The sequence below is a fragment of the Selenomonas bovis DSM 23594 genome (assembly GCF_000381005.1).
GTDB classification, from domain to species: Bacteria; Bacillota; Negativicutes; order Selenomonadales; family Selenomonadaceae; genus Selenomonas_C; species Selenomonas_C bovis.
This window is the reverse complement of the sequence record NZ_KB908381.1, coordinates 14,462-27,695: the sequence shown is the minus strand read 5'-3', so window position 1 is coordinate 27,695 and position 13,234 is coordinate 14,462. Positions and strand designations below refer to the sequence as shown.

Genomic DNA, 13,234 nt, shown 5'->3' with positions numbered 1-13,234 from the left:
ATCCTTGATTTATGCAGATGTTCCGCATGCTAGCGGGATAAGAGGGGAGCATTTGATGTAAATTCAAGACTGCTTTTGAGAACGGACAAACAAGGGAGGATATTATGACGGGAAAACTCAAATTCATCGCCGGCCGCGCAGGCAGTGGCAAGACGGAATACTGCCTCTCCGCCATTGCCGACCGCCTGCAGGAAGCGCCACTTGGACCGGCATGCATTCTGCTGCTGCCGGAACATATGACGTATCAGATGGAGCGGCAACTCGCACAGCGTGCAGGAGAGGGCAGGGGATTCCTGCGCGCCTATGTGTTCGGCTTCCGCCGTTTCGCGCGCCAAGTATTGCTCGATGCCGGCGGTTTGCTGCGCCCCCGGATCACGGAGGTGGGCCGACGTCTCATCCTGCGGCGCATTCTCAAAGACCATGGTGATACGCTTTCCTTTTTTCGACGTGCTGCGGCACAACGAGGCTTCAGCGCGTCGCTGTCTGATGCCATTAAGGAGCTCAAGAGTTATGGCCTCACTCCAGAAGCATTAGAGGAGACTGCCGGTACCTTCGGCACAAAGCAGGAAGGGTTGGCTGGAAAGCTGCGCGACCTTGCTTTTCTCGAACGATCATTTCAACAGGCCATGCAGGGGCGTTATGATGATGCGGAAGACATGATGCGGCTGCTCATCGAGAAGCTTCCTCGTTCTACGTTTTTGTGTGGTGCAGAAATCTGGGTGGATGGCTTTATCTTCTTCAATCCGCAGGAACGCCAAGTGCTCACGGGACTCCTCCAGATCGGCTGTACCGTCCATGTGACGCTGCCACTGGCGCCTGACTTGAAAAGCAGAGAAAACCTCAGCGAGACGGGGCTCTTTCATCGCTCCTGGCGCACCATGTTGCAGCTGCGCGATGAGGCAAAAGCCTGTGGCGCGGAGGTTACGGTATCGTTCCGGCAGGCACCGGCGGACGGTGGACGCTTCGAGCGGCCCGCACTGGCGGCTATCGAGAGGAGACTCTTCGAGTCTCCTGTCCTCCCTGCCGCCGTTGCGCCTGAAGGTGTCATACTCGTGGAAGCGGCGAACCGCCGCATCGAAGTCGAGGCCGTTGCCGCAGATATCCTGCGCCTCGCGCGCGATCACGGCTATCGCTTCCGCGATATCGGCATTCTCGTGCGGGAAGAAGATGCCTACGATAGGCTGCTCAAACTGGTACTCGAGGACAGGCACATTCCCTTCTTCATCGACGGGACGCGCGAGACCGTCCATCACCCACTGGCGGAGCTCGTGCGCTCGGCCTTCGAGGCTGTGCGCGGCTGGCGGTACGAGCCGGTGTTCCGCTGCCTCCGCACCGGTTTTTTCCCACTCACCAACGAGCAGGTAGACCGGCTGGAAAATTATGTGCTGGAATTCGGCATCCGCGGTGCGAAGCGTTGGTCGATGGCCGAGCCGTGGCACTGGTACCGACGCAGATCTCTCGACAACGCAGAGGAAGACCTCTTGCCAAGGGAACAGCAGGCACTCGCTGAGATTGATGCATTCCGCCGTCAGGCAGCTCTGCCGCTCCTGCATTTTGCCGCTGCCCTGCAGGCGGGCTCGACCGTACGTGACTATACGGTAGCAATCTATGCGCTGCTCGAGGAGCTCGCTGTACCGGAGCGCCTCGAACAACTCACAGAGCAGAACGAACAGGAGGAGCGCCTCGCAGCGGCCGCGGAACATCGTCAGATATGGGCTGACTTGCTCGAGCTCCTCGACCAGCTCGTGGAAGCCGATACAGGCGGAAAGAGCAATCGGCGCGATTATGAGGCGATTCTCGGTGAAGGGCTGGACGCTCTGGAGATGTCGATCATCCCGCCGGGACTCGATTATGTGACCGTTGCCTCGTTCGATCAGAACAGCCTCATGAACGTGCAGGCAATCTACATTGTCGGTGCCAATGAGGGCGTTATGCCGCGCCGCAGCCGTGAGAAAGGCCTTTTTACCGACGCGGACAGGCAGCACCTCACAGAGGCGGGCCTGGAAATTGCTTCGGGAGGCCTCGATGGGACGTTATCAGAGAAATTCCTTCTCTACCGTGGCTTCACAGAAGCGCGCGAGCACCTCTGGATTTCGTATGCGCTCGCGGATGCCGCCGGCAGCGGCCTGGCGCCGTCCACTTATGTCGACCGCCTGCGGAGGCTTCTGCCAGATGCAGACTTCCTCTCATTGCCACTCGAGAGCCTTGAACTTGATGAGACAGACGACAGCGGGCTCAGCCGCTATGCGGAGCTGAGGCTGGCTGATGGTCGCAAATCTGTCACGGGACTCGCAGCCGCACTGCGGGGCGCGAGAGAGCGCGGCATCCTGTCTCCCTATTGGCGCGATGTATACAACTGGGCGCGTGAGCAGCCTGAACTTGCAGCGCCGCTCTCTCTGGCACTCGCCGGCCTCTTTGCCGCTCCGCCTGAGGAAAATGTCCCCGCAACCATGGCCCTGGCTCTTTTCGCACGCAAGCACCGCCTGCGCGGCAGCGTCACGCGCTTCGAGGAATTTGCCGCTTGCCCATTCCGTCATTTCGCGCATTATGGTCTGCGACTCGAAGAGCGGCGGGAACAGGGCTTGCATGCCTTTGATTTCGGTACGCTCCTGCACAGCTGCCTGCGCAGCTGCGGGGAACAGCTGAAGGCGGCCGGACGCAGCTGGCGAGATCTCAGCGCAGAAGAGGGGAAGTCCATGGTGCAGTCAACGCTCAGCGCACTGGCACCACGCCTGCAGAATGAACTTTTGTTGAGCACGAAAGGCTACGAGCATCTGCTATCCCGTATCGGCCTGACCGCACAACGTTCTCTCCTGCGCCTCATCTCCATGGATCAAGCGAGCAAATTCCATCCCGTGGCGTTTGAACGTGCGTTCGGCCATGGAACAGGTGCTATGCCGCCACTTACCTATGAATTACCCCGGGGTGTCCAGCTGGAAATCAGCGGGCAGATCGACCGCATCGACTTCGATGAAGACGGCAGATATTTCCTCATCGTCGATTACAAGACGGGAGAGATGGGCATCAATCTGCTTGAAGTATACTATGGTTTGAAGCTGCAGCTGCTCACCTATCTCCTTGTCGCAAGGAATCTCCTGCAGCGCAGCGGGGACGGTGAGCGCCTGCCGGCGGGGATGCTGTATTGCTTCTTGAAATATAAGTGGTGGGAGACAGATCAGAAGGCGACGCCGGAACAGATCCGGCAGCATTTCGACAAGGAGCTCAAGATGCCAGGCTGGGTGCTCGCGGATCCGGAGGTCATTCGCGCCATTGACGGCACAGGGCGCTTCCTGCGTGTCCGGCTCGGCAAGAATGGGGATATTTACAAGAGCGATCGTCCCAAGGTCAAGACACAGGAGGAGTTTTCCGTCCTGCTCTCCTATGTCGGCATCATGCTGGAAAAAATAGGAGAACAAATCCTTGCCGGGGCGGTTGCACCGCATCCCTATCTGCTCGGCGACAAGACGCCGTGCACCTATTGCCCCTATGGCAGTCTGTGCGGGTTCGATCCGCAGCTTTCTGGCTGCAGTTACCGGCGCCTCAATGCGCTTGGCGATGAGGACATCATCGATACGATGGAATGGATGGAGGAACAAGGACAGAAGGGAGTGCATGAAGATGCCTGAGTGGACCAAGGCACAGCGCGCGGCCATCGAGACGCGCGATAAAAATATCCTCGTCGCAGCTGCGGCGGGATCCGGCAAGACGGCCGTACTCGTCGAGCGCATCCTCTCGCTTATTCTCAGCGGAGCGTGCGATGTCGACGAGCTTCTTGTCATGACGTTTACGGATGCGGCCGCCCGCGAGATGCGCCAACGCGTGGAAAAGGCGCTCGAAAAGGCGCTCGAAAAGGCGCGAACGCCCGAGGAGGCCGCACGCATCGAGCGGCAGCTTGTTCTCCTGACGGGGGCTTCCATCTCCACCATGCATAAATTCTGTCTGCAAGTACTCAGGCGTCATTTCGAGGCCATCGACCTCGACCCACAGTTCCGCCTCGGTGGGCAGCAGGAGCTTGCATTACTGCGCCAGGATGTCATGGCTGATCTTTTTGACGCATCCTATGAGCAGGGGACTCCGGAATTCCTTCAGTTCGTCTCTGACTACGGCGATGACCACGGTGATGCCGCGCTTCACGCTCTGGTCGAGCAGCTCTTCCTCTTCTCACTCTCTCAGCCATTTCCCGATGCCTGGCTGCAAAAGCAAGCCGAGGCATTCGATTTGCCGGACGGCACGCAGCTCACGTCTACGGTCTGGTATCCGGTAATACGGAGCGAAATCGCCCGCACACTCGAAAAGGCATCGGCTGTGGTCGATAATATGATGCAGGAGGCAGAAGCAGCCGGTGCTGACGCTTACCTTGAGACATTCCGTGAGGATCGCGTGCTGGTACACTCCCTGATGCAGGCTCTCGCGGCAAAAAGCTGGCAAATACTCAGCGATGCTTTCTCTACATGTTCGTTTTCCCGCTTGCCGACGGATCGTCAACTAGATGACACGGTGAAAAAACACCTGCAAGAGTTGCGCAAGGACCTCAAGACGGTCATCACCAACCTGAGCGCCAAGTATTTCCAGGAGACCGAGGCGGAGCTCATGGACGACCTGCGCCGCGCGGCCCCCGATATGCGGGAGCTTGTGCGGCTCACACTGACATTCCATGCGGCGTATCAGCAAGCCAAGAAGGAAAGGGCGCTGGCAGACTTCAGCGATCTCGAGCATTTCGCATTGGCTGTCCTCATCGACCACGAAGCCTCGCGGACGGACGATGCACTGCCGCCGTCTGCCATCGCGCGCGCGCTGCAGGAAAAGTACCATGAAGTGCTCGTCGATGAGTACCAGGACACCAACGGCGTACAGGAGGCGATCGTCTCTCTCGTCACGCGGCAGGAGCCACCGAATCTCTTCGTCGTCGGCGATGTCAAGCAGAGCATCTATCGGTTCCGACTTGCCGATCCGACGCTCTTCCTACGGAAATATCAGACGTATCCCGAGCAAAAGGAAACCTGCGCACGCATCGATCTTTCACAGAATTTTCGCAGTCGGCCGGCGGTCCTTGCGGCCATCAATTACATCTTCGCGCAGGTCATGGTGCCGGACACGATGGAGCTCGCCTACGACGATGCTGCCGCGCTCCATCCCGGGCTAATATATCCTGAGGCGGAGGGGCCGACGCTCGAGGGACCACAGGAGCTCGCTCTGCTGTATCAGGCTAACCGCGCGGCTGCGGAAGATGATGCGGACACGCAGGATGGCGGAGAAGCAGAAGCATCCTCTTCTTTGGAGCGTGAGGCATCCTATATTGCGCAGCGCATCCAGGCATTTATCGCTGCGGGGACACTCGTCTACCACAAGGAGGATGAGGCCTACCATCCGATTTCCTACCGCGATATCGTGATCCTCATGCGCAGCGTGACAGGCAAGGCAGAGCAAGTACTCGAGGTCCTGCGCGCACACGGTATTCCCGCGTATGCCGCGAGCGATGCGGGCTACTTCGAGGCACAGGAAGTCCGCTGCATGCTGTCGCTGCTCTCCATCCTCGACAACGCCCGGCAGGATATCCCGCTCGCGGCCGTACTGCTTTCACCGATTGGCGCTTTCTCCCTTTCCGAGATGGCTTCCTTACGCCTCGCAGAGCCGGAAGGCGATATCTTCACAGCCCTGCTGACGGCTGCGAATCCAGAAAAGAAGCTCTCGCCTTCGCTGCAGAAAAAGGCAGAGGCATTCCTTGGGCGTCTGTCGCACTGGCGCGCACTGGCGCAGGCGCTCAGCGTGCCGGAACTCATCTGGCAGCTCTACCACGAGACGGGTTACTATGACTATGTAGGCGGACTGCCCGGCGGCTTGCTCAAGCAGGCGAACCTGCGCATGCTCGTCGATCGTGCAGCGGAATACGAACAGACGAATTTCCGCGGCCTGTTCCGGTTCCTGCGCTTCGTCGAACGGATGCGCGCGATGGATACGGATCTCGCGGCGGCGCGCACGCTGGGGGAGAGCGAGGATGTCGTGCGCATCATGACCATTCATGGGAGCAAGGGACTGGAATTTCCCCTCGTATTCGTAGCGAATCTCGGCGGCCAGTTCAACCTCCGCGACAGTCGGGAAAAGGTTCTGATGCACAGGGAACTCGGCCTGGGGCCTTATGCCGTGAACGCGGAGCTCGCCGTGCGCTATGCGACATTCGCGCGCCATGCCGTTGCTGCCAGAATCGTACAGGAGAGCAAAGCGGAGGAGCTGCGCCTGCTCTATGTCGCGCTCACACGCGCGCGCGAGCGCCTTATCCTCGTCGGCAGCGTAAAAGACGAGACGGCACTCGCACACCGCGCATCCGTATGGGGACGCGCGGCAATGCGCAAAGAGGTGGCCCTCCCCGGCTATATCCCGCTCGACGCGAATTCCTTCCTCGATTGGGTGGGTACGGCGCTCATGCACCATCCGGCATGTACAGAGCTGCGGCAGCTGGCAGGCCTGCCAGCTGTCTTACCAGCATTCAGCGATCTGCAAGAAAGCGCGGCATGGCGGGTATCCTGTGTACCGTCGACGGCGCTGCCAACGAGTCAGCAGACGCAGGCGCCAGAGGACGACGTTCTCGCGACAGTTCGCGGCGGCAAGCCGCTTCCGGAAAGTCGGCAACGTGCAGCCGTAGAGACACTGCTTTCCTGGACCTACGCTGATCACGGACTGGAAAAGATACCGGCGAAACTCTCTGTCAGCGAACTCAAACAGCGGTTCGCCGAGCAAGAGGCGCGCGAGGAAGGCCGCATCTTCCTGACTCAGGAGAAACGCACACCGTGGAAGCGTCCGCGCTTCCTTCGCGAATCGGCTGGTCTGACGGGCACGGAGTTTGGCAGTCTCATGCACAGCGTCATGCAGTATCTCGATGTACACGGTGATTGCAGCGAACAAGGCATTCGCTCCCAGCTTGCCTTCATGGCAGAACGCGAACTGATTTCTCCTGAGGATGTGCCTGCGGTCCGTGTGGCAGATATCGCAAAATTCTTCGCTTCTCCGCTCGGCAACGAGCTCCGCCATGCGCGCCGTATCTATCGGGAGCTACCGTTCAGCCGCCTGCTGCCGGCATGCCGCTTTTACCCCGCAGCAGAAGCGTCTGCCGAACTGCTCGTGCAGGGCATCATCGATTTATTATTTGAAACCGAGGAAGGGCGTCTCATTCTCGTCGATTACAAGACGGACAGCGATACGCGTCCGGAAATCATACGCTCACGCTACGCGCTCCAGCTAGATCTGTACAGCGAGGCCGTTGCTGCCATCCTTGGACAACCGGTCGCAGAGCGTTGTCTCTATATGCTGCATGACGGTTCTCTGCTTACCCTTTGACAATTTATTATCAAGAAGCCTATAATATGTGATGTAGAGAAAGACATTTATCTTTCACACACAATTTGTCATGAAGAGGGGATATGACTATGGCAACGAAGAAAACACCAAAAAAAGTTTATGTATTTTTTAATTGCGATGAGACAAAATCGCGCGCCTCGATGAATATTTTTTATAACAATGAAGTATTCAAGGACACGATTGCCTCGAAAAAAAAGCTGTGGGAAAAAATCAGCAAAGAGCTGGAAGCGGGTCGCATCCAGATTGATAAGGACAACCTTCCGAAAGTGCAGGAAGCTGTCTTTGGGGATAACCCCTGCGATGCCAGCCAATATCTGCGCTACGGCCAGGTCGAAGCGCTCCTTTGCCACTGATGCCTCGAGGGAGATATACTATGTATCGTCTTGTTTCAAAACTCATCATCTACCGCAAAGTCGGTCAGGAAAGCATCCTGTTCCAGCTTGCCGATATCTGCCGCGCGCTCAAGAAAGGGAAGAAAAGCCCAGATGTACTCGCTGGTCGTGTCCTGACACAGATCAACCGCCTGCTCGATCTTGCGACGCGCTACGGATTCAACGGCAACCTCTGGCATAACTATCTCGCGTTCCTGCTCGCAATGACGGAGACACCCTTTACGCTCGTCTGCGAAAAACACGGCGCGAGCGAGGGCAGTGTGCAAGCGTTCGCAAAGAACGACATGGACGTATTCCGCAAACTGCTCGACTATGATTTCATGCCGTTGGAAAAAGCACTGGGGCTTAACTGTTTCCACATCATCGAAAACTATCATGCCGTGGAAAAAAAGGAGCAAATTTACAACAAAAGCGTGAGCGAAAAAGTGCAGGAGCTCAGTCGCGCTATCGAACAGGCAACCGACGGAGAAGAGATGTTCTCCATCGTTACGGACTTCTACGGCCGCTACGGTGTCGGCATGTTCGGACTCAACAAGGCATTCCGCATCTCTCCCAACCACGAGACGACAGGGGAATTGCTCGAAGCCATCACGACGACGGGAGATATGAGACTCAGCGACCTCATCGGCTACGAGAGTCAGAAGAAGCGCCTTATTGACAATACAGAAGCCTTCGTCGAGGGTCGTAAGGCCAACAATGTGCTGCTCTATGGTGACGCCGGCACAGGCAAGTCGACGAGCATCAAGGCGATCCTGAACCAATATTATGACCGTGGCCTACGCATGATTGAAGTCTACAAGCACGAGTTCGCGTATCTCCAGCGCATCATCGCCCAAGTGAAAAACCGCAACTATAAATTCATCATCTATATGGATGATCTTTCCTTCGAGGATTTCGAGATTGAATATAAATACCTCAAGGCAGTCATCGAAGGCGGTCTCGAAGTGAAGCCCGACAACGTCCTCATCTATGCGACAAGCAACCGGCGTCATCTCATCCGCGAAAGCTGGAATGACCGACCGGATCATGTCAGCGACGATATGCATCAGAACGATACCGTGCAGGAGAAGCTCTCGCTTTCCGCTCGTTTCGGTCTTTCCATCGGCTATTTCCGTCCCAGCCGCCAAGAGTATTACGATATGGTCAAGAAATTGGCACGCCGCCATCCGGAAATCAAACTCACCAATGACGAGCTTCAGACCGGCGCAGTGCAGTGGGAAATGGGGCATGCCGGTGTTTCTGGCCGGACGGCGCAGCAATACATCAACTATTTGCTGAGCGAAAAGGAAGCATGATTGCTCAAGTCAAACAGTGCGCCTGCGCACTGTATTGTATCGTGCTTCAGGGATAATGGAAACGTCAGGAAATATGGAACAGGTCGCTCGCTTAGCGAGTGGCCTTTTTCTTTCGTATATGATATGATGAATTCACGAGAAAAAGGGGGAATCCGGATGGCAATGGTGCCAAAACTCAATACCACACAATTCAATGAGCAACGACCCTTCGAAGTCGTGTCTCCATTTGCACCGATGGGGGATCAGCCAGAGGCCATCGAGGAACTTGCTGCCGGCGTGGAAAACGGCATGGACACGCAGGTGTTGCTCGGCGCGACCGGCACTGGCAAGACGTATACGATTGCAAAGGTCATTGAAAAAGTGCAGAAGCCAACGCTCGTGATTGCACATAACAAGACGCTGGCTGCCCAGCTTGCCAGCGAGTTCAAAACGTTCTTTCCGCATAATTATGTCGGCTACTTTGTAAGCTATTACGATTTCTATCAACCGGAAGCATATATTCCTTCGACCGATACCTACATCGCCAAGGATGCGTCCATCAACGATGAGATTGATGAACTCCGCCATAGTGCTACCTGCTCTCTCTTCGAGCGGCGTGACTGCATCATCGTTGCTTCCGTCTCCTGTATCTATGGCCTGGGCTCGCCGGAGAGCTATCATGAGATGGTGCTCTCCCTGCACAAAGGGCAGGAGGTGCCGCGCGACGCCATCCTCAAGAAGCTCGTCTCCATTCAATACGAACGCAACGATATCGCGTTCGAGCGCGGTAAGTTCCGCGTGCGGGGCGATGTCATCGAGGTGTTCCCTGCAGGCTACAATAACCGTGCCGTGCGCATTGAAATGTTCGGCGATGAGATCGACCGTATCGTCGAGTTCGACGTCACGACAGGAGAGATTTATGGCGAGCGCACACATTCGATGGTCTTCCCGGCATCGCATTATGTAACACCGGAAGAGGACAGGAAGCTCGCGATGGATACCATCCGCGCCGAGCTCGCGGAGCAACTCGCAAAATTCCGAAAAGAGGGCAAATTACTCGAAGCGCAGCGCCTTGAACAGCGAACGAATTACGATCTGGAGATGATGCAGGAAATGGGGTACTGCTCCGGCATCGAAAACTATTCCCGCCATCTCGCGCATCGCAAAGCGGGAGAGGCGCCTTATACGCTGCTCGATTATTTTCCGGAAGATTTCCTCATTGTCATGGATGAGAGTCATGTGACGCTACCACAGCTCCATGCGATGTATGCAGGCGACCGCAGTCGCAAAGTATCACTTGTCGAAAACGGTTTTCGTCTGCCTTCGGCCTTTGATAACCGCCCACTTACCTTTGAGGAATTCGCAGCGCGCATCAACCAGATCATCTTCGTCTCTGCAACGCCTGGAAAGTATGAACTCGCGCATGCTCAACAGGTTGCGCAGCAAATCATCCGCCCGACGGGATTGCTCGACCCGGAAATCGAGGTACGTCCGCTCGAGGGACAGATTGACGACCTGCTCGGAGAAATCAAAAAACGCATCGAGCGGCAGGAGCGCGTACTCGTGACAACTCTCACGAAACGCATGGCGGAAAACCTCACCGACTATCTGAAAGAGGTCGGCATCAAGGTGCGCTACCTCCACTCGGATATCGCGACCATCGAACGCGCGGAAATCATTCATGATCTGCGCGCGGGGGAATTCGATGTACTCGTCGGCATCAATCTGCTCAGAGAGGGACTGGATATGCCGGAAGTATCGCTCATCGCAATCCTCGATGCCGATAAAGAGGGTTTCCTGCGCTCGGATACTTCGCTGATTCAGATCATCGGCCGCGCGGCGCGCAATGCCAATGGACATGTCATCATGTACGCGGACCGCATCACAGACTCCATGCAACGCGCCATCGAGGAAACGCAGCGTCGCCGTACCATACAGGAGGAATACAACCGCGCGCATCATATCACGCCGAAGACTATCGTCAAGCCCATCAAGCCGCTCATCGAAACGACACTCGTCGCGGAAAAGAGCGCAAACTATGGCACGGGAAAAGGGAAAAAGAAGCTCACGAAGAAAGACAAAGAGACGCTCGTCAAGACGCTGACACGCGAAATGCAGCAGGCATCGCGCGCACTGGAATTCGAGCGCGCAGCTGAATTACGCGATATGATTCTGGAGTTAGACGGCACATTGCCTGCACAAAGGAAATCATCGAGACCGTACTGATTCATCTGGCATCCCGCCTTTGCGTATCTGTACGGTCCACTCATCGCCCTCGACAATCCTCAGCACAAAACGCGATGAAATGTTTTGGCTGCTACGCCCTTGGTTTGTTTCCTAGCGAGATGCAGCGGATCAACGCAGTCAACACCTCATTTCATCGGCGCTTCCCTAAAAAGAGGCCAGACTGCATTTCTCATGATGCAGCCTGGCCTCTTAGACACTGTTTTCCCACAGAATAATGTGGGGGGAGAAGCAATGATGATGTTACGCTTTCTTGTGGTGGCGGACGAAATTCTCGATGCGCGCGAGCGCTTCGGAAATCTTATCAACCGACGTCGCGTAGGAACAACGGACATGCCCCTCGCCGCAGTTGCCGAACGCACTACCTGGAACGAGCGCCACATGCTCAGCCTCAAGAAGTTTCTCCGCGAACTCCTCACTCGTGTAGCCTGTACTCGTGATATCGGGGAAAATATAGAAAGCGCCTTTCGGTTCGAAGCAGTTCAGTCCCATCTTCATAAAGCCCTCGTAAATGAGCCGACGACGGCGATCGTATTCCGCGACCATTTTTTTCATATACTTTTCACCGTGACGCAACGCCTCGATGGCTGCGAGCTGTGCCGTGATGGGAGCGCAGAGCATCGTATACTGATGGATTTTCGTCATGGCGGCGATGATTTCCGGTGCGCCGAGTGCATAGCCGATGCGCCAGCCTGTCATGGCATACGCTTTGGAAAAACCGTTGAGCAGCAACGTGCGCTCCTGCATGCGGGGCAGGGAGGAGAAGCAGATATGCGCTTCGCCGCCATAAGTAAGGTCGCCGTAGATTTCATCTGAGATTACGATAAGGTCATGCTTCTGCGCAAAATCTGCAATCGCCAGCAAGTCTTCGCGCGTCATGATCGCACCCGTCGGATTGTTCGGATAACCAATGAGCAAGACCTTCGTCCGTGGTGTCACGTGCTCCTCGAGCTCGGCGGGTGTGATGCGGAATTCATTCTCTTGCTTGGCGGGCACGGCGACGGGAACGCCGCCAGCGAGAATCGTGCAGGCCTGATAGGAGACATAACATGGCTCCGGAATGAGTACCTCATCCCCAGGCGCGAGAAGCGCGCGCATCGCGAGGTCGAGCGCCTCACTGACACCGACTGTCACGAGGATGTCCGTCGCCGCATCGTAATGCGTTTCATAAACATCGGCATAGCGGCGAGCAATCTCCTCGCGCAGCTCCGGTAGCCCGCGGTTGGCGGTATAGGAAGTATATCCTTGCTCCAAACCATAGACGCAGCTCTCGCGAATCGGCCACGGCGTGACGAAATCTGGTTCGCCGACACCGAGTGAGATGACATCTTCCATCTTGGCGGCAATATCGAAAAACTTGCGGATACCGGACGGCTTGATGGATCGAACCGCAGGAGAGAGGCGATCCTGGAAAACTTTTTCCGTCTTCATCAGGGCGACACCACCAATCTGCGGTCACGTTCCTCATCGTTGATGATGACGCCGTCTTTCTTGTACGGCTTGAGGATGAAATGGCTGCGCGTTTGCGTGACGCCCTCGATGGTGGAGAGGCGCGTCGAGACAAAATTCGCGACATCTTTCAGAGATTTTCCTTCAATGATGACCATGAGGTCGAAACTGCCGCTCATGAGGTAGACAGTGCGGACCTCATCGAATCGATAGATACGTTCCGCAATCGCATCGAAACCGACCTCGCGCTGCGGCATGAGATTCACCTCGATGATGGCTGTCACCATGTTGTCGCCGAACTTTTCCCAGTTGATGAGCGTGTTGTAGGAGAGAATCACCTTGTCCTTCTCCAGACGCTTGATATCCTGCTCAACCTCATATTCGCTCTTGCCGAGCATGGGCGCGATCTCACTGACCGGGCGACGCGCATCGTGCTCTAAAAGCTCTAAAAGTTCACGCATGCCATTTCCTCCATTCTGCTTGACCACCTGACAAGAAAAAGAAAAGCCTCGTCCGAAAAAG

At 56.3% G+C, this 13,234-nt stretch carries 7 protein-coding genes and 1 other annotated feature (1 of these 8 only partly in view); of the genes, 5 read left to right on the top strand and 2 right to left on the bottom strand.

Going from position 1 to position 13,234, the window contains the following annotated elements:
- Window positions 1-104: 104 nt before the first annotated feature.
- The 5 genes from addB to uvrB all read left to right on the top strand — a co-directional run bounded on the left by addB (window position 105) and on the right by uvrB (window position 11,245).
- Window positions 105-3,626, top strand: coding sequence for a helicase-exonuclease AddAB subunit AddB (gene addB, locus F599_RS0102755; RefSeq protein ID WP_019542002.1), 3,522 nt, complete (start codon window positions 105-107; stop codon window positions 3,624-3,626).
- Complete coding sequence (gene addA, locus F599_RS0102750) at window positions 3,613-7,332, top strand: helicase-exonuclease AddAB subunit AddA (RefSeq protein WP_019542001.1); 3,720 nt, start codon at window positions 3,613-3,615, stop codon at window positions 7,330-7,332. The genes addB and addA overlap by 14 nt, the downstream gene beginning before the upstream one ends.
- An 89-nt stretch (window positions 7,333-7,421) precedes the next feature.
- Complete coding sequence (locus F599_RS0102745) at window positions 7,422-7,706, top strand: hypothetical protein (protein ID WP_019542000.1); 285 nt, start codon at window positions 7,422-7,424, stop codon at window positions 7,704-7,706.
- Window positions 7,707-7,726: 20 nt separating this feature from the next.
- The gene (locus F599_RS0102740) at window positions 7,727-9,040 is read left to right on the top strand and encodes an ATP-binding protein (RefSeq protein ID WP_019541999.1); all 1,314 of its coding nucleotides are present in this window, start codon (window positions 7,727-7,729) and stop codon (window positions 9,038-9,040) included.
- Window positions 9,041-9,196: 156 nt separating this feature from the next.
- Complete coding sequence (gene uvrB, locus F599_RS0102735; RefSeq protein WP_026327762.1) at window positions 9,197-11,245, top strand: excinuclease ABC subunit UvrB; 2,049 nt, start codon at window positions 9,197-9,199, stop codon at window positions 11,243-11,245.
- A gap of 261 nt (window positions 11,246-11,506) precedes the next feature.
- Here uvrB and F599_RS0102730 read toward each other — a convergent pair whose 3' ends face one another.
- The gene (locus F599_RS0102730; protein ID WP_019541997.1) at window positions 11,507-12,694 is read right to left on the bottom strand and encodes a pyridoxal phosphate-dependent aminotransferase; all 1,188 of its coding nucleotides are present in this window, start codon (window positions 12,692-12,694) and stop codon (window positions 11,507-11,509) included.
- Window positions 12,694-13,173 carry an Lrp/AsnC family transcriptional regulator gene (locus F599_RS0102725; RefSeq protein ID WP_019541996.1) on the bottom strand — a complete coding sequence of 160 codons (480 nt, stop codon included), beginning with the start codon at window positions 13,171-13,173 and terminating at the stop codon, window positions 12,694-12,696. The genes F599_RS0102730 and F599_RS0102725 overlap by 1 nt, the downstream gene beginning before the upstream one ends.
- A 55-nt stretch (window positions 13,174-13,228) precedes the next feature.
- Window positions 13,229-13,234: a binding site (T-box leader), on the bottom strand (it continues 209 nt past the right edge of the window).